This is a genomic window from Streptomyces sp. NPDC048496, assembly GCF_043200055.1.
In the GTDB taxonomy this organism is placed as follows: domain Bacteria; phylum Actinomycetota; class Actinomycetes; order Streptomycetales; family Streptomycetaceae; genus Streptomyces.
The window spans coordinates 65,274-82,300 of record NZ_JBICXB010000008.1; the positions used below are offsets into that span (position 1 = coordinate 65,274).

General features: G+C 70.2%; 14 protein-coding genes. 2 read left to right on the plus strand and 12 right to left on the minus strand.

Features of this window, described 5'->3' with window-relative positions:
* Window positions 1–65 precede the first annotated feature (65 nt).
* The 6 genes from trmD to proS all read right to left on the minus strand — a co-directional run bounded on the left by trmD (window position 66) and on the right by proS (window position 4,609).
* Window positions 66–887 (minus strand): tRNA (guanosine(37)-N1)-methyltransferase TrmD, encoded by an 822-nt coding sequence (gene trmD, locus ACGFSA_RS11385; protein WP_393302936.1) that lies wholly within the window; start codon window positions 885–887, stop codon window positions 66–68.
* Window positions 887–1,456, minus strand: coding sequence for a ribosome maturation factor RimM (gene rimM / locus ACGFSA_RS11390; protein WP_393302938.1), 570 nt, complete (start codon window positions 1,454–1,456; stop codon window positions 887–889). Before rimM ends, trmD begins: the two co-directional genes overlap by 1 nt.
* A gap of 79 nt (window positions 1,457–1,535) precedes the next feature.
* The gene (locus ACGFSA_RS11395; protein WP_005311361.1) at window positions 1,536–1,775 is read right to left on the minus strand and encodes an RNA-binding protein; all 240 of its coding nucleotides are present in this window, start codon (window positions 1,773–1,775) and stop codon (window positions 1,536–1,538) included.
* Window positions 1,776–1,777: 2 nt separating this feature from the next.
* Window positions 1,778–2,215 (minus strand): 30S ribosomal protein S16, encoded by a 438-nt coding sequence (gene rpsP, locus ACGFSA_RS11400; protein ID WP_393302940.1) that lies wholly within the window; start codon window positions 2,213–2,215, stop codon window positions 1,778–1,780.
* 157 nt (window positions 2,216–2,372) lie between these two features.
* On the minus strand, window positions 2,373–2,966 hold the full coding sequence (locus tag ACGFSA_RS11405; protein ID WP_393302942.1) for a hypothetical protein: 594 nt from the start codon (window positions 2,964–2,966) through the stop codon (window positions 2,373–2,375).
* Window positions 2,967–3,193: 227 nt separating this feature from the next.
* Window positions 3,194–4,609, minus strand: coding sequence for a proline--tRNA ligase (gene proS / locus ACGFSA_RS11410; protein ID WP_393302944.1), 1,416 nt, complete (start codon window positions 4,607–4,609; stop codon window positions 3,194–3,196).
* 228 nt (window positions 4,610–4,837) lie between these two features.
* Here proS and ACGFSA_RS11415 point away from each other — a divergent pair, with 228 nt between their 5' ends.
* Window positions 4,838–5,707 (plus strand): methyltransferase domain-containing protein, encoded by an 870-nt coding sequence (locus ACGFSA_RS11415; RefSeq protein ID WP_393302946.1) that lies wholly within the window; start codon window positions 4,838–4,840, stop codon window positions 5,705–5,707.
* Between the two features lie 27 nt (window positions 5,708–5,734).
* On the opposite strand, the gene ftsH is transcribed toward ACGFSA_RS11415, so the two are convergent.
* The 6 genes from ftsH to ACGFSA_RS11445 form a co-directional block, all read right to left on the minus strand.
* Window positions 5,735–7,648, minus strand: a complete 1,914-nt coding sequence (ftsH, locus tag ACGFSA_RS11420) for an ATP-dependent zinc metalloprotease FtsH (protein ID WP_393302948.1) — start codon at window positions 7,646–7,648, stop codon at window positions 5,735–5,737.
* A gap of 191 nt (window positions 7,649–7,839) precedes the next feature.
* On the minus strand, window positions 7,840–9,393 hold the full coding sequence (gene ffh, locus ACGFSA_RS11425; RefSeq protein ID WP_393302950.1) for a signal recognition particle protein: 1,554 nt from the start codon (window positions 9,391–9,393) through the stop codon (window positions 7,840–7,842).
* A gap of 134 nt (window positions 9,394–9,527) precedes the next feature.
* Entirely contained in the window at window positions 9,528–11,981 is a 2,454-nt protein-coding gene (locus ACGFSA_RS11430) for a [protein-PII] uridylyltransferase (RefSeq protein ID WP_393302952.1), read from the minus strand.
* 31 nt (window positions 11,982–12,012) lie between these two features.
* The gene (locus ACGFSA_RS11435; protein WP_393302954.1) at window positions 12,013–12,351 is read right to left on the minus strand and encodes a P-II family nitrogen regulator; all 339 of its coding nucleotides are present in this window, start codon (window positions 12,349–12,351) and stop codon (window positions 12,013–12,015) included.
* Complete coding sequence (locus ACGFSA_RS11440) at window positions 12,348–13,703, minus strand: ammonium transporter (protein WP_393302956.1); 1,356 nt, start codon at window positions 13,701–13,703, stop codon at window positions 12,348–12,350. Before ACGFSA_RS11440 ends, ACGFSA_RS11435 begins: the two co-directional genes overlap by 4 nt.
* Before the next feature lie 369 nt (window positions 13,704–14,072).
* Entirely contained in the window at window positions 14,073–15,548 is a 1,476-nt protein-coding gene (locus tag ACGFSA_RS11445; protein WP_393302958.1) for a hypothetical protein, read from the minus strand.
* Between the two features lie 423 nt (window positions 15,549–15,971).
* On the opposite strand from ACGFSA_RS11445, the gene ACGFSA_RS11450 reads away from it, so the two are divergent.
* Window positions 15,972–16,619, plus strand: a complete 648-nt coding sequence (locus ACGFSA_RS11450; RefSeq protein WP_393302960.1) for a bifunctional DNA primase/polymerase — start codon at window positions 15,972–15,974, stop codon at window positions 16,617–16,619.
* Window positions 16,620–17,027 lie beyond the last annotated feature (408 nt).

Genomic DNA, 17,027 nt, shown 5'->3' on the forward strand with positions numbered 1-17,027 from the left:
TGATCGCGTCGGGCGGGCGTCGTTCCCCCTGTGGCAGGGGCGCACACCGGACGTACAGCAGCGGCTCATTCTTCCACGGCTTCGGGCCTGCGCCAAAATCGGCCACCGGGCTCCGGGGACCAGCCGAGGATGGAGAGGATCTCACGGTCCTTCTTGTCGAAGGCGCTCGCCTCGCAGCGCTCGATCAGATCGGGCCGGTTGAGCGCGGTGCGGCGGAACGCCTCGTCCCGCCGCCAGCGCGCGATCTTCCCGTGATGACCGCTGAGCAGGACGTCCGGAATGCCCCGGCCGCGCCACTCGGGGGGCTTGGTGAAGACCGGGCCCTCCAGCAGATCGGCCATGGCGCCGGGGGCGAAGGAGTCGTCGCGGTGCGATTCGACGTTGCCGAGCACGCCGGGCAGCAGCCGGGCCACCGCCTCCGTGATCACGAGTACGGCGGCTTCCCCGCCGGCCAGCACGTAGTCGCCGATGGAGACCTCGACGACCGGCATCCGGGTGGCGTACTCGTCCATCACCCGGCGGTCGATGCCCTCGTAGCGGGCCGGGGTGAAGATCAGCCACGGTCGCTCGGAGAGCTCCACAGCGAGCTTCTGGGTGAACGGGCGGCCGCTGGGCGTGGGCACCACGAGCACCGGGGAGTGTGCCCCCGCCTCGTAGCCGTTCGCCAGCGTCTCGTCCAGGGCGTCGCCCCACGGGCCGGTCTTCATGACCATGCCGGGACCGCCGCCGTACGGGGTGTCGTCGACCGTGTTGTGCCGGTCGTACGTCCAGTCCCGCAGATCGTGCACATGCACATCGAGGCGGCCGCGGGCGCGGGCCTTGCCGACGAGCGAGACGTTCAGCGGTTCCAGGTACTCGGGGAAGATCGTGACGACGTCGAGCCGCATCAGGCTTCGTTCTCCTGCTCGGCGGCCTCGTCGTCCCGCGCGGAGGCGACCACGGCCTGGCTGTCGTCGATCAGGCCGGGCGGCGGGGTGATGACCGCGCGCTGCTCCTCCAGATCGATCTCGGTGACGATCTCCTCGACGAACGGGATCATCACCTCGCTGCCGTCCGGGCGCTCCACGATGAAGAGGTCCTGGGACGGCAGGTGCGAGATCTCGGTGATCCGGCCGATCCCGGTGCCGTCGGCGAGGACCACATCGAGGTCGATGAGCTGGTGGTCGTAGAACTCCTCGGGGTCCTCCGGAAGTTCCGCCGGGTCGACGTCGGCGATCAGCAGGGTGTTCCGGAGGGCCTCGGCCGCCGTACGGTCCCGTACGCCCTCGAAACGCAGCAGCAGCCTGCCGCTGTGCACCCGGCCGGTCTCGATCGTCAGCGGTCCGTTCGCGGCCGGGTCGGTGGTGAGTACGGCCCCGGGTCCGAGCCTGAGTTCGGGCTCGTCCGTGCGTACCTCGACGGTGACCTCGCCCTTGATGCCGTGGGCGCGGCCGATCCGCGCAACTACCAGCTGCACCTTGTGTCTCTCCTGTCATACGACGACGGGCCGGGGCGGGCGCATGGCCCTCCCCGGCCCGTGCCGGTGTTCAACTCTGTCAGCGAACCTGGTCCACGTCGACGAGGTCGACGCGGATGCCACGGCCGCCGATGGCGCCCACGACGGTTCGCAGTGCGCGTGCGGTGCGACCGTTGCGGCCGATCACCTTGCCGAGATCATCGGGGTGAACCCGGACCTCCAGCACACGACCACGGCGCAGGTTGCGCGAGGCGACCTGCACATCGTCAGGGTTGTCGACGATGCCCTTCACGAGGTGCTCGAGAGCCTCCTCGAGCATGCTCAGGCCTCGGTCGACTCGGCCGGCGCGGCAGCAGCCTCGTCAGCCTTCTTGTCGGACTTCTTTGCCTTCTGCGTGATGGCCTCGCCCTTGGACTCCTCGCCGGTGTCCTTGGCCAGGGCCTCGAACAGGGCGCGCTTGTCAGCCTTGGGCTCCGGCTGCAGCAGCGGCGCGGGGGCCGGGAGACCCTTGTGGGCCTGCCAGTCACCGGTGAGCTTCAGGATCGCGAGAACCGGCTCGGTCGGCTGGGCGCCGACAGACAGCCAGTACTGCGCGCGCTCCGAGTTGACCTCGATGCGCGAGGGGTTCTGCACCGGGTGGTACAGGCCGATCTCCTCGATGGCCCGGCCGTCACGGCGGGTACGGGAGTCGGCGACGACGATGCGGTAGTGAGGCGAACGGATCTTGCCCAGACGCTTCAGCTTGATCTTGACTGCCACGGAAGTGGTGTCTCCTGGTCTATGACGTGGTTGGGCACAACGAAGATGCCACGTGGGGTTGCGGTACTCGGGTGCCCGATGGACGCGTCAGCCGGAGGAGAGAGGGGTCCTGTGCGACTGTCGAGTACAGCTTGCCATTGTGCCACACCACGTCGGGTCACCCCACCGCGACCACTGCTTCCGGGATACGGAACGGCTTCCCGCAGCCACCGCAGACGATCGGCGCCTGGGCGAGGACCGAGGGAACGACCCGGACGTTGCGTCCGCAGTCGCAGACGGCCTTGACCCGCACGCCTCCTCCGGAGGAGCCGTGCCGGGCGGCGGGCCCGCGGAAGGAGCGCTTGGTGTCGGCGGCGGTGGCGACCGTGTGCGCCTTGAGGGCGCGCTGCAGCCGCTCGATCGTCGGGCGGTACCTGCGCTTCGCCTCGGGATTGAGCGTGACCAGCGAGAATCCACTGCTGGGGTGGGGCTCCTCGGCATGGTCGAGGCCCAGCTCCTCGGCGATCGCGAGGAATCTGCGGTTGTGGTAGCGGCCGGCGCGGGAGGTGTCGCGGACACCTCGTGCGGCGGCGATTCCATGGACTGCCTCATGCAGCAGTCGCTCGAAGGAGAGCTCGCCGCCACAGGCGGACGAGGACTCTCCGATCAGGGACTCTGGCGCGGCAAGATCGGGCAGCTCGGGGTGGTACCGCTGAATGTCGGCCCACGCCTGTGCCAGCTCTGCGGCAAGTACAGGTGGTGTCGTGCTCACGTCGTGACAACGAGCGCGAGTGCCCCGGTGTTCCTATTCCGGGGCATCCCAAATAATTTGCACGTACCAGTCAGTTGCCGTTGATGCGCCCTGACGAGGGCGGGTGCGCAGATCTGTGGAGAACTCTCACAGCTCACACCAAGGTGGTACGTAGTGCCGGGTACGCCCCGGTGCGTAGACGATGCCTCCGCGCCGGGGTTCCGACGGCTCCGGGAGCGCCCGGGGCGTCAGTAGGCGCGGGCCACCACGGCGACAGTACCCGGGGCGTCGTCCGACTCCGGCACCGACCCGTCCTCGGCCACCAGGCACCGTACCGACGCCCCGTGCTCCGCGAGCCGGGCCTCCCCCGCCGGGCCGAGGACATCCCACGCAATACGCGCCCAGCCGCCCGCGACCGCCGCCTCCGCGGCCTCGTCGACGGTGGACACCTCGCTGGTGCGGGACTCGCGGCGGGCCCGGGACTCGCGCAACAGCGTCGCCTGGTCCTCCTCCAGGACCGCCGGGAGCAGGGCCGGCAGTGCCTCGATCGCGACCGGCTCCTTCCCGCCGGGGATGCGGCGGGCCAGCATCGCGGTGCCGTTCTCCAGGTCGCGCGGACCGATCTCGATCCGTACGGGCACACCCTTCAGCTCCCAGTCGACCGCGCGGCGGCCGAACGGGGTGTCGGTGCGATCGTCGATCTGGACCCTGATCCCGGCCTCCCGCAGCCGGTCGCCGATCTCGCGGACCGCGGTCAGCACCGCGTCGTCCTCCTTGATCGCGAGGACGACCGCCTGCACGGCGGCGAGCCGCGGCGGGACGCGGAGCCCCCGGTCGTCACCGTGGGACATGATCAGGCCGCCGACCATCCGGGTCGAGGTGCCCCAGGAGGTCTGCCAGACCAGCTCCTGCCTGCCCTCCCGGGACAGGTACTCGGTGTGGAACGCCTTGGCGAAGTTGGTGCCGAGCTCATGGCTCGTACCCATCTGCAGGGCCTTGCCGTCGCCCATCATCGATTCGAGCGTGAGGGTGTTGATGGCGCCCGCGAACCGCTCGCTCGGGGGCTTGCGGCCGAGCACCACATCGATGCCGAGGACCTGAGTCATGAAGTCCGCGTAGACGTCCCGGTGGATGTACGCGGCGTAGTCGCGGGCATCCTCGTAGGTCGCGTGGGCCGTGTGGCCCTCCTGCCAGAGGAATTCGGTCGTACGGAGAAAGACCCGCGGGCGCATCTCCCAGCGGACGACGTTCGCCCACTGGTTGATCAGCAGGGGCAGATCCCGGTAGCTCTGCACCCATTTCGAGAAGTACTCATTGATGATCGTTTCGGACGTCGGCCGCACCACCACGGGCTCTTCGAGGTCCTTCCCGCCGCCGTGGGTGACGATGGCCAGCTCGGGTTCGAAGCCCTCGACGTGCTCGGCCTCGCGTGTCAGGTAAGACTGGGGGATGAAGAGCGGGAAGTAGGCGTTCTGGGCGCCCGCGCGCTTGATGCGGGTATCCATCTCCTGCTGCATCCGCTCCCACAGGCCGTATCCGTACGGTCGGATGACCATGGTGCCGCGCACCGGGCCGTTGTCCGCGAGCTCTGCCTTGTTGATCAGATCCTGGTACCAGCGGGGAAAGTCCTCGGCCTGGGGTGTGAGAACGGGTGCCTTTGCCATGGCGCGCATCGTACGGTGACATCGCCTTTCCCACGGAGTGACGGGACCGGTCACGGCCGACTGTCTGCGGGGGCGCACCACCGAGGCGCACAACCATTGCCATCCGCCCTCTGGACGCGGCCGCGGATGCGCAGTTCTCTGACATACGGGGGGAGTGCGGGCACGCACACACGGGGGCCGTCCATCACTCGGGAACGACCTACCTCTCGGCGGATTGGGGCGCTTTCCATGACACCAACGCTCGTCCGGCACCACGGGCAGACGGATCCGTCCGCCCCGGTGGACCCCGGAACCCGTGCTCGTGACTGGGCCGAGATCCAGGAGCGGATGCTCGCGCCGCTGTACGAAGCGGTGTACGACCGGCTCGAGGTCGGAGCCGGTACGCGGATGCTCTCCCTCGGCTGCGGCTCCGGGCTCGCGCTGCTGATCGCGGCCGCCCGCGGGGCTCGCGTCACCGGCGTCGACACCGACGGTGAACGCCTTGACCTGGCCCGCGAACGGCTGCTGCCGGGAGCGGCGTGGGACGGCGGTCCCGATCCTGCCCCGGCCGGGCCGCCCCAGCTCTTCGCCGGTGATCCGTCCGCCGTCGCGCCGGCCGACGGTGTCCCGTACAACCTGCTCACCGCGTTCACCCCGATCGGTTGCTCGGCGGGTGACTCCGAAGGGCTGCTGCCCGCCCTGGAGTCCGCCGTGGCGCTGCTCGCCCGGGGCAGCTCGGTGGTGCTGACCGGCTGGGGTCCCCCCGAGCGGTGCGCGACCGCGGCGGTGCTCCGGGTGGCGGCCCGGCTCACCGACGGGGCGCGGGCGCCCCGCGCGGGCGGCTGGCGCCCGGCGCGCAGGGACGATCTGGAGGACGTGGCGTTCCGGGCCGGACTGAATCCGAACGGCTCGGGGCGGGTGGCGTGCCCGTTCGGCTACGCGGACCTGGACAGTGCGGTGCGCGGGCTGCTGTCGACGCGGCTGTTCGATGCGGCGGTGCGGGCGACGGACTGCTCCCAGGTGGAGAAGGAGGTCGCGGAGGCACTGCACCCGCACCGGCGCCAGGACGGCACGGTGTGGATGCCGAATGTCTTCCGCTATCTCGTCTGCACCTCCTGAAGCCGGTGCGAACGCGGTGGGGCGGTCCTACTTGGCCAGGCGCGGGATACCGGCCGTCCGGTAGGCCGCCTCCTCGTCCAGCGTCTCGTTCTGCAGCAGCGCCGACGCCAGCGCGTCCAGCTTCTCCCGGTGCTCGCGCAGCAGCCGCTGCGCCTCGGTGTAGCACTCGTCGACGATGCGCCGCATCTCGTCGTCCACGGCGTCCAGCGTGGCCGGCGCCGCCGAGAGTCCGTACGCCTGCTGGACGTCGCCCGGGATCGCCGTCAGCCTGCCGATCCTGCTGCTCATCCCCCAGCGTCCGACCATTCCGCGCGCCAGAAGAGTGACCTGTTCCAGGTCACTCTCCGAGCCCGTGGTGACCACGTCGTAGACCAGCTGTTCCGCGGCCATGCCGCCGAGGGCGCCGATGATACGGCCGCGCAGATACTGCTCGGTGTACGCGTACCTGTCGGCGTCCGGCGTCGAGAGAGTGACGCCGAGGGCCCGGCCGCGCGGCACGATGGTCACTTTGCGCACGGGGTCGGCGCCCGGCTGGACCATGCCGAGCAGAGCGTGGCCGCTCTCGTGGTACGCGGTCCTGCGCCGCTCCTCCTCCGGCATGACGAGCGGTCGTTCGGCTCCGAGCTGGACCTTCTCCAGGGCGTCCGACAGGTCGGTCTGGCTGACCTCGGACTGCTTGCGCTTGACGGCGAGAAGCGCGGCTTCGTTGGCGAGGTTGGCGAGGTCGGCACCGGTCATGCCGGGGGTCGTTTGCGCCACCTGGCCGAGACTCACGTCGTCGGAGAGCGGGATCTGCCGGGTGTGGATCTTCAGGATGGCCTCCCGGCCGGTCCGGTCGGGAGGGCTCACATGGACGATCCGGTCGAAGCGGCCGGGCCGGGTGAGGGCGGGGTCGAGGACGTCGGCGCGGTTGGTCGCGGCGAGGACGACGACGCCTTCCGATCCGGAGAAGCCGTCCATCTCGGTGAGGATCTGGTTCAGCGTCTGTTCGCGCTCGTCATGGCCGCCCATGCCGGAGCCGCCGCCACGGGCCCGGCCGATGGTGTCGATCTCGTCGATGAAGATGATGGCGGGGGCGACCTTGCGGGCCTCCGCGAACAGTTCCCGTACCCGGCCGGCACCGACGCCGACGATCATCTCGATGAACTCGGAGGCGGAGGCGGAGAAGAACGGCACGCCCGCCTCGCCGGCCACGGCCCGCGCCAGGAGTGTCTTGCCTGTGCCGGGCGGACCCGCGAGCAGCACTCCCCCGGGCATCCGGGCGCCCATCCTCCGGTACTGCTGCGGGTTCTTCAGGAAGTCGACGACGTCGTTGAGTTCGCCCTCGACCTCGTCGATACCGGCCACATCCTCGAAGGTGGTGCGCTTGCCCTCCTCCAGTTCGACCGGTTTGGGCGGGGCCTTGCGGCCGAAGCCGCCCATCCCGCCGCCCATGCCCCGGGACATCCGCCGGGCGATGACCACCCAGAGCAGGACGAGCAGCAGCATCGGCGCCAGCGAAATCAGCAGGTTGGCGAGGAAACTGCGTTCCTTGACGACCGGCTCGGCGGTGACGGTGACGTCCTCCTTGACCAGCTCGGCCCAGAGGTTGTCGTCGGCGAACGCGGGCCGCTGGGTGACGAACTTCGTGTACGTGCGGTCGGTGCCCGGGACCTTCGCCTCCTTCCTGAGCTGCCCTTGAATGGAATCGCCCTTGGAGTAGATCTTGGAGACGTTGCCCGCCGTGACCTGCTTGCTGAACTCCGTGTACGCGATGGTCGGCTCGTTCCTGCCGTTGAAGAAGGACAGCACCAGGTTGGCGATCAGATAGACGGCCAGCGCGGTCAGCAGCAGTCGGCCCCAGCCGCCCGGCATCTTCCGGCCTTTCGGCGTGGGCGGTGGGGCACCTTCGGAGCGCCACGGCTGGTCGGTCCGATCGCGTGGCGGTACGGAATTGGTCACGCGCGCTCCTTTGCCGACAGCCGTTGAGCCGACATTAAAGGAGAAATACGATCAAAGCCCTCGGAGGAGCTGTCCGCTGGGCCCGTGGAGGGACGCCGACGCGATACGGGCGCGCAACCAGGTGGCACGGGTAAGGGGCACCCGCCCATGGCGAATGCCCCTTACCTGTGTGCCCCTGAGGGCGTCGGGTGTCAGCCCGTGAACTTCTTGAACGCGTCGGGAAGCTCGAAGCTCTGGTCCTCCTGCGCCGCCGGGAGACCGAACGCGCCCCCCTGCGCCGCCGCCTGCTCGCGACGGACGGCCGCGGCCTGCTCCTCGGCCTTCCGCTTCATCGGGTTGCCGCTCTTGCGCTTGCCCTTGGCCTGCTTGACCTGCTTCTTCTGCCGGCCCGCGCCGCCACCCATGCCCGGCATCCCCGGCATGCCGGGCATGCCGCCGCCCTGCGCCATCTTCGACATCATCTTGCGCGCCTCGAAGAACCGCTCCACCAGGTTCTTCACGGCGGACACCTCGACACCGGAGCCCTTGGCGATACGGGCCCGGCGCGAGCCGTTGATGATCGTCGGTTCCTGGCGCTCGTGCGGCGTCATCGACTTGATGATCGCGGCGGTACGGTCCACGTCGCGCTCGTCGATGTTGTTGATCTGGTCCTTGATCTGCCCCATACCGGGCAGCATGCCGAGCAGCTTGGAGATGGAGCCCATCTTCCTGACCTGCTCCATCTGGGCCAGGAAGTCGTCGAGGGTGAAGTCCTTGCCCTTGCTGGACGCCAGCTTGGAGGCCATTTTGGCGGCCTCTTCCTGGCTGAAGGTCTTCTCCGCCTGCTCGATCAGGGTGAGCAGGTCACCCATGTCGAGGATGCGGGACGCCATGCGGTCGGGGTGGAAGGCGTCGAAGTCCTCGAGCTTCTCACCGTTCGACGCGAACATGATCTGCTTGCCCGTGACGTGGGCGATCGACAGGGCCGCACCACCGCGAGCGTCACCGTCGAGCTTGGAGAGCACCACGCCGTCGAAGCCGACGCCGTCCCGGAAGGCCTCGGCGGTGTTGACCGCGTCCTGGCCGATCATCGCGTCGACGACGAAGAGGATCTCGTCGGGGCTGACGGCGTCGCGGATGTCCGCGGCCTGCTGCATCAGCTCCTCGTCGATACCGAGGCGGCCGGCGGTGTCGACGACGACCACGTCGTACTGCTTGGAGCGGGCGTGCTCGATGGATTCCTTGGCGACCTGGACCGGGTCACCGACGCCGTTGCCCGGCTGCGGGGCGTAGACCGCCACACCGGCGCGGTCGGCGACGACGCTCAGCTGGTTGACGGCGTTGGGGCGCTGGAGGTCACAGGCGACGAGCAGCGGGGAGTGGCCCTGGCCCTTGAGCCAGAGGCCGAGCTTTCCGGCGAGGGTGGTCTTACCGGCACCCTGCAGACCCGCGAGCATGATCACGGTGGGCGGGTTCTTGGCGAACCGCAGCCGCCGGGTCTCACCACCGAGGATGCCGACAAGCTCCTCGTTGACGATCTTGACGACCTGCTGGGCGGGGTTCAGCGCCTGGGAGACCTCGACGCCGCGCGCCCGCTCCTTGACGTTGGCGATGAAAGCGCGCACGACGGGAAGCGCGACATCGGCCTCGAGCAGGGCGATACGGATCTCGCGGGCCGTGGCGTCGATGTCCGCCTCGGACAAGCGGCCCTTGCCCCTGAGGTTCTTGAAAGTCGCGCTAAGGCGGTCGGAGAGAGTATCGAACACGGCGCTCGTCGGTCCTCAGGGTCGGGGTCGGGTGCAGGTCAGTCGTCCCCAAGGGTATCCGGACACCGGGAAACGCAAAGCCCTCGCCCGGTTTCTCGTGACGGACGAGGGCCCTTCCGCGTAGCGCGCGGGAGTCAGCCCAGGGTCCGCTCGACCTCTCGGGCCAGCTCTGTTGCGCGTGCGTCGGACAGCGGCTCCCCGTCCGTCCCTGTGACGTAGAAGGCATCCACCGCGTTGGCGCCGAGCGTCGACACGTGCGCGCTGCGCACCCGTACCGCGCTCTGTTCCAGCGCCCGCCCGATCCGGTGCAGCAGCCCGGGGGCGTCCTGGGCGCGCACCTCGATCACGGTCGCCAGCCGCGAGCCCGCCGCCGCGACCGTCACCCGAGGTGGTGGTGCCTTCACCCCGCGGCGCCGCGGGTAGGCGGCTTCGCGTTCGGCGAGACGGGCCGGGATGTCGAGGGAACCGTCCAGGGCGCGTACGAGATCGGCGCGGAGCCGGGCTGCCTGCGGCAGGGAGCCGTACTCCGCCGCCACCCGCCAGCTGAGCAGCAGCACGTCGGCGCACTCGCCGAGCTCGGTGGGGAGTTCGACGGCGCGCAGGTCGGCCGCGCGGACGGTCAGACGGTGCAGGGCGAGAACTCCGGCTGCGGCGGGCATGACGCCCGGGCGGTCGGGGAGCGCGATGAGGAGTTCGACACCGATGGGTTCCGGTTCGCCGTCCTCATCCGGGGTCTCGGCCTGGGCGTGCAGGGCGAGGACGGGTTCGCCGGTGCGCAGCGCCTCAATGGCCAGCCGTTCCTGTTCGGCACTGGGTTCGACGGGTTCCGGATCGGTGGTTGCCTCGCCGGCGAGGACCGCGGCGACACGTTTGACGAGGTCGGCGACGAGGGAGGCACGCCAGGTGGACCAGGCGGCGGGCCCGGTGGCGAGCGCGTCGGCCTCGGTGAGGGCGTGCAGGAGCTCCAGCGTGGACGCGCTGGCGACGGTGGTGGCGACGGAGCGGACGGTGGCCGGGTCGTCGAGGTCACGGCGGGTGGCGGTCTCGACGAGCAGCAGATGGTGGCGTACGAGGGTGGCGACGACGCCCACGTCGTGCTGGCCGAAGCCGATCCGGGCGGCGACGTCGCGGGCGATGACCTCCCCGGCGACGGAGTGGTCGCCTGGCCAGCCCTTGCCGATGTCGTGGAGCAGGGCGGCGACGAGCAGGAGGTCGGGACGGCCGACGCGGCGGGTGAGCGAGGAGGCGCGGACGGCCGCTTCGACGAGGTGACGGTCGACGGTCCAGGTGTGGACGGGGTTGCGCTGCGGGCGGCAGTGGACGCGTTCCCAGTCGGGCAGCAGCCGGGTGATCAACCCTTCCGCTTCGAGGGCCTCCCAGACGGGGATGGTGGCCTCGCCCGCGCCGAGCAGGGTGACGAGCTCCTCACGGGCCTCGGCGGGCCAGGGCACGGGCAGCGGGCGGGCGGCGGCGGCGAGGCGGCGCACGACGTGGCGGGAGATCGGCAGTTCGGACTGGGCGGCCGCGGCGGCGGCGCGCAGGACCAGCACGGCGTCGCGTTCGGGGCGGGCGGTGCGGGCGAGGACGACCTCGCCGTCGGCCTCGACGACGCCTTCGGCGAGTGGGGTGCGTTCGGTGGCGGCGGTCTTGCCGCCGCCCAGCATGGCGCGCAGCCGGGGGCGTACGGACCGGGCGCGCAGGACGCGGTCGACCTCGCGCCAGGTGACGTCGGTGGCGTACGAGACGGTGCGCGCGGCCTCGTACACCTGGCGCAGCAGTGCGTCGGCGTCGAGGAGGCCGAGGGCGGTGGCGACCTGGTCCTGGTCCTGGAGGGCGAGGCGGTCGGTGGCGCGGCCCGTGGTCAGGTGCAGGGCGTCGCGGGCGTCGAGGAGGATGCGGCGGGCCTCGGTGAGGCCTTCACGGGGGGCGTCGGCGACCCAGGAGGCGGCAACCGCGCGTAGGGCGGTGGCGTCGCGCAGGCCGCCGCGGGCCTCTTTCAGGTCGGGTTCGAGGAGGAACTGGAGCTCGCCCTGGCGCTCGGCGCGTTCGCGGCAGAGTTCGTCGAGGGCGGGAAGCCGTTTGGGAGCCTGGTTCCGCCAGTCGGCGAGGATCGTGGTGCGCATCGCGGCGACCAGGCCGAGGTCTCCGGCGACGGTCCGGGCGTCGAGCAGTCCGAGCTGCACCTTGAGGTCGTCGGCGGCCGTCTTCCGGGCTTCGCCGGGGGTCCGTACGGAGTGGTCGAGGGCGAGGCCGAGGTCCCAGACGGGGTACCAGATGCGGTCGGCGAGGGAGGCGATGGCTCCGGCGTCGGCTCTGCCGTCGTGCAGGAGCACGAGGTCGAGGTCGCTGCGCGGGGAGAGTTCGCCGCGGCCGTAGCCGCCGACGGCGACCAGGGCGGCGCCGCGGACGCCGGTCTGGTCGGTGGCGGTGGCGAACAGGGCGGTCAGCCAGTCGTCGGTGAGTGAGGCGAGGGCCGCACGGCGCGGCGGCCCGGACCGCGCCGTCTCCTGGAGGAGGCGCAGCCGGGCCGCCGCGTAGCCGCTGGGTCCCGAGTCTTCGGATTCGGTGGTCACTTCGGTGCTCGTCACCCAGCTGCCTTTCAGTTTGCGAGGCCGTCGGTCAGAGTGCGTCCGGGCCGCGTTCGCCGGTGCGTACCCGTACGGCTGTCTCGACGGGAACGCTCCAGACTTTGCCGTCTCCGATCTTGCCGGTTCGGGCGGCCTCGACCACGACATCGATGAGCTGTTCGGCGTCCTCGTCCTCGACGAGGACCTCGATACGGATCTTGGGGACGAGGTCGACGGTGTACTCGGCGCCCCGGTAGACCTCGGTGTGGCCGCGCTGGCGCCCGTATCCGCTGGCCTCCGTGACCGTGAGGCCCTGGATGCCGAAGGCCTGGAGGGCCTCCTTGATCTCGTCGAGCCGGTGCGGCTTCACGACTGCCGTGATGAGCTTCATGCGTCCACCTTCTTGGTCTGCGCTGCTGCCGTGGTCTCCGATGCCGGTGCGGAGGCCGTACGCGGGGCCGCACCGCCGCCGGCGCCGCTGAAGTCGTACGCGGTCTCGGCGTGTTCGACCTGGTCGATGCCGGAGATCTCGTCGTCCTCGTCGACCCGCATGCCGATCGTCTTGTCGAGGAGGAGGGCGAGGACCGCGGAGACGACCAGAGAGTACGCGAGGACCGCGAAGACTCCGACGGCCTGCTTGCCGAGCTGGTCGAGGCCACCGCCGTAGAAGAGGCCCTTGGCGTCGGACTGGACACCGCCGGTGGCGAAGAAGCCGATGAGGAGCGAGCCCGCGACACCGCCGACGAGGTGGACGCCGACGACGTCCAGGGAGTCGTCGTAGCCGAACCTGTACTTGAGGCCGACCGCCATGGCGCAGAGGACACCGGCGATCGCGCCGACGGCGATCGCGCCGAGCGGGCTGACCGCACCGCCGGACGGGGTGATGGCGACGAGTCCGGCGACCGCGCCGGACGCGGCGCCGAGGGTGGTGAAGGAGCCGTGGCGGATCTTCTCGTAGCCGAGCCAGGCGAGCATCGCGGCGGCGGTGGCGACCTGCGTGTTGAGGAACATGACCGCGCCGACGCCGTCGTCGTTGCCGAGCCACGAGCCGGCGTTGAAGCCGAACCAGCCGAACCACAGCAGACCGGCGCCGAGCATGACGAGCGGCAGGCTGTGCGGCCGCATCGGGTCCTTCTTGAAGCCGACGCGCTTGCCGATGACGAGGATCACGCCGAGGGCTGCCGCACCGGCGTTGATGTGGACGGCCGTACCACCGGCGAAGTCGATGACGCCGAGCTCGAAGAGCCAGCCGCCGGCGCCCCAGACCCAGTGCGCGACCGGGAAGTAGACGACGGTCACCCACAGGGCGACGAACAGGGACCAGGAGGTGAACTTGACGCGGTCGGCGAGAGCGCCGCTGATCAGGGCTGGGGTGATGACGGCGAACATCAGCTGGAAGACGGCGAACGCGTAGACCGGGATGGTGTAGCCGTCCCAGAGCTGTGTGATGCCGATCCCGCTCAGGCCGGCGAAGTCCGAACTCCAGCCGATGAACGAGCCGATGTCGGTGCCGAAGGCGAGGCTGAATCCGTAGAGCACCCACAGGATCGTCACGATCCCGAGGCTGATGAAGCTCATCATCAGCATGTTGAGGGTGCTCTTGACGCGGACCATGCCTCCGTAGAAGAAGGCGAGGGCCGGGGTCATGATCATCACGAGGGCGGAGCAGATGAGCATGAACCCTGTGTTGGCGGCAGACAGCGTCGGGGCGTCTGCGGCAAGCGTCGTGATGCCTGGGGGCATCGGCGTCTCCTCGTCGTCGGTGCGGCCGCGTGGGGCGAAACCTGCGGGACCACGTGCGGGACCACGGTGGAAAGGGTGCGGGCCGGTTATGCGCCATGAGGTTCGCCCAGCGCGGTTTCCGCCGATGCCGCACGGTGTTTCGCCGCAGTGACGAAGAGGTGTGGCGTGTTACGTCCCCATGAACCGCGAGTGGCGCATCCGGGGCCGGGCCTACCCTGCCGCCGTGGCCGCATACGGTGCGGTGACAACTCTGGAGTACGGGAGCGGGAACGCGAACCGGCCACGCCGATCACCCGCTGACCTGGCAAGGGGGAGCCGAAGTCGGTCTGTGCAGGGTGGTCGTCGTGGCCGGAGTGAGGGGGTGCCCGGTCAGACCGCTTCGGCGGTCTCGGGCAGCTGCTCGGTGAGGAGATCGGTGAGTTGGGCAACCGCGGGAATGTCGCCGAAGTCCCTGGCAGCGGTGTCGACGGTCTTGCGCAGCCGGGTGTTGACGCGCTCGGAGCGGACCTTCTTGGCGATCCGCAGGGCCCGCTCGGCGAGCACCGTGGACTGTTCGGGTTCGCGCTTGAGGAGATGGACGGTGGCGAGGCCGACCAGGTTCAGGGCGTACGACCGCTGGTGCTCGTCGTCCTCACCGAAGAGCTCGACGGCCTTCTCCATGACCGGCTCGGCGAGCGAGGCGTACGTGGGGCTGCGGCCGGCCACATAGGCGAGGTCACGGTACGAGTGGGAGTTCTCGCCGTTGAGTTCGGCCTCGGAGAAGAAGCGGATCCAGTCGGGCTCCGGCTCGCCGTCGGTCCCGGCGTCGAGGAAGGTGTCCTCGGCCATTCGGACGGCTCGCTTGCACTTGCTGGGCTGGCCCATGTTGGCGTACGCGCGGGCCTCCATCGCATACAGCATGGCCTGGGTGCGCGGGGTGGCGCAGTCCCGGCTGCCGTACTGGGCGAGATGGATGAGTTCGAGGGCGTCGTCGGGCCGTCCGAGGTGGATCATCTGACGGCTCATGCTGGACAGGACATAACTGCCCAGCGGTTTGTCGCCGGCCTCCTTCGCGGCGTGCAGCGCAAGGACGAAGTACTTCTGGGCCGTGGGCTGGAGACCGACGTCGTAACTCATCCAGCCCGCCAGTTCGGCGAGTTCGGCCGCACACCGGAAGAGCCGCTTGGCGGTGGCCGCGGGCTGCGGTTCCTGCAACAGGTCGGTGACCTCATGAAGCTGGCCCACGACGGCCTTGCGTCGCAGTCCGCCGCCGCACTGCGCGTCCCACTGGCGGAACATCACGGTGGTGGATTCCAGCAGGTCGAGCTCTGGGCCGGAGAGCCGGGAGGGGCGCCGGGCGGCGGCCGGCGACTCGGGCTCCGCGGGTGCCGCGGCGGCGACCGGCACCAGCCAGCGCTGCATGGGTTCGATGAGGGCCGGGCCGGCGGCAAGGGCGAGCGAGGTGCCGAGGAAGCCGCGGCGGGCGAGCATCAGGTCACTGCGGGAGAACTCGCTGAGCAGGGCGACGGTCTGCGGGCCCGCCCAGGGCAGGTCCACGCCGGACACCGACGGTGACTGATGGGCGGAGCGCAGCCCGATGTCCTCTACGGCGACGACGGTGCCGAAGCGCTCGGAGAAGAGCTCGGAAAGGATGCGCGGGATCGGTTCGCGCGGCTGCTCGCCGTCGAGCCAGCGCCGCACCCGGGAGGTGTCGGTGCTGATGTGGTGGGCACCCATCTGGCGCGCCCTGCGGTTCACCTGCCGTGCCAGCTCGCCCTTCGACCAGCCGCTGCGCACGAACCATGATCCCAACTGCCCGTTGGGGCGCTTACCGGCATTCGAATCGCCTGCGCCGCTGCCACTCACTGGAACGCCCCCATCCCGCTGAATACTGTCGCGCGAACCACTATCAGATTGCCGTGAGCCAAAGCCGCCCCTATGGGGGTGGGGCGCCATCGAACAGGAAATCGGATTGCCTCCGGCATACCCACAGGCGCACATACTTCCATGGTTCGTGTACCGACGGTAATCCTACGATCACCGACCCGCGACGGCATTCACAGAAACGCCACCATTCGCCACCCCTTCGAATGAACGCGCCTGCCGCCCGGCGCGATTCACTTGACAGACGACGATCAGCAGCCGACGCAGTGAAGCGCGCAGGGGCGCGTGGCTCGTGTCGCAGGACCCCGGGCACCATCCGGGCGCTGCCGGATCGACGGGGCGACGGAGTGTCACAACGCTACTCCGCGTCGTAACCACCGGCGAGCGGGACCCGTTGGAGGGGGCATGGGCTTCACGATCGGCGGCATCCGGGAGATGCGATCCGGCTCACGGCGTCGAGGCCGTGCGGCCGAGTGCACCGCGGTGGCCGAGTACACAGGGCTGTGGGGCTGGGCCGTCGCGCCGGGGGCGCGGGCCGCGGCCGGAAGGTGCTCCTGCGGGGACACCGCCTGCCTCTCCCCCGGCACTCATCCGCTGGAGTTCGCCGACGAGGTGCCTGCGGGCGCCACGCTGGACACAGCGGCACGCACATGGGCGGAGGTGCCAGGCGCTTCGATGCTGCTGCCGGTGGGGCGCACGTTCGACGTGCTCGACGTCGCCGAACAGGCCGGGCGGCGGGCGCTGGTGCGGCTGGAGCGGATGGGGCTGCCGCTCGGCCCGGTGGCCGTGACGCCGTCCGGGAGGGCGCAGTTCTTCGTTGCGCCGGGCGCCGCCGCCGAACTTCCGCAGCTGCTCTACCGGATGGGCTGGGACGACGCGGATCTGGATCTGCGGGCGCTGGGGCACGGCTGCCACATCACCGCACCGCCGTCGGACGAGGGCGGTCTCGGGCCGGTCCGCTGGCTGCGTCCGCCGGTCCTGGACACGGCGGCCACGCCACCGCAGGCGCGGCTGCTGCTGGGCACCCTGGCGTACATCTGCCATCGCTCCTAGGAGGGTGCTGAAGGTCTTGGCCGGATCAGCGAGCGGCGTCTGGTGCGTGCAGCTGCAAGGCGCCGAAGCGGCCTCATAACGGAGCTATCAGGCCGTTTTGGCAACGCCGCAGATGTGCGTGCAAGACGCCGGGAGCCCGGCCGAGATCTTCAGTGCCCTCCTGGTGCCCCTCCCGGCACGCTCTGCCCCGTCGCACCGCCCGGCACGCCCGCTCGCCGCGTCGGCCAAAAGCCCTGGTAGCTCCTTCCCCAAGCTCTCAGCTTCGTTCGAGCAGGGGAGACCCCGTCCAAGGACGTCCGGCCGCCTCGCGATCGCACGCACCGGACGACGCTCCTCATGGGGCAGACACTGCCGGACACGGCACCAGCGGCGGGAACGACGACGCCGGGCGGGCTCGCTGTCGAGCCC

What these genes read in the sequence shown, in the direction of transcription:
- trmD (WP_393302936.1), bottom strand. Translation starts at nt 887, where the DNA reads ATGCGGCTCGACGTCGTCACGATCTTCCCCGAGTACCTGGAACCGCTG.
- ACGFSA_RS11395 (WP_005311361.1), bottom strand. Translation starts at nt 1,775, where the DNA reads ATGCTCGAGGAGGCTCTCGAGCACCTCGTGAAGGGCATCGTCGACAAC.
- proS (WP_393302944.1), bottom strand. Translation starts at nt 4,609, where the DNA reads ATGGCAAAGGCACCCGTTCTCACACCCCAGGCCGAGGACTTTCCCCGC.
- ACGFSA_RS11415 (WP_393302946.1), top strand. Translation starts at nt 4,838, where the DNA reads ATGACACCAACGCTCGTCCGGCACCACGGGCAGACGGATCCGTCCGCC.
- ACGFSA_RS11435 (WP_393302954.1), bottom strand. Translation starts at nt 12,351, where the DNA reads ATGAAGCTCATCACGGCAGTCGTGAAGCCGCACCGGCTCGACGAGATC.
- ACGFSA_RS11440 (WP_393302956.1), bottom strand. Translation starts at nt 13,703, where the DNA reads ATGCCCCCAGGCATCACGACGCTTGCCGCAGACGCCCCGACGCTGTCT.
- ACGFSA_RS11450 (WP_393302960.1), top strand. Translation starts at nt 15,972, where the DNA reads ATGGGCTTCACGATCGGCGGCATCCGGGAGATGCGATCCGGCTCACGG.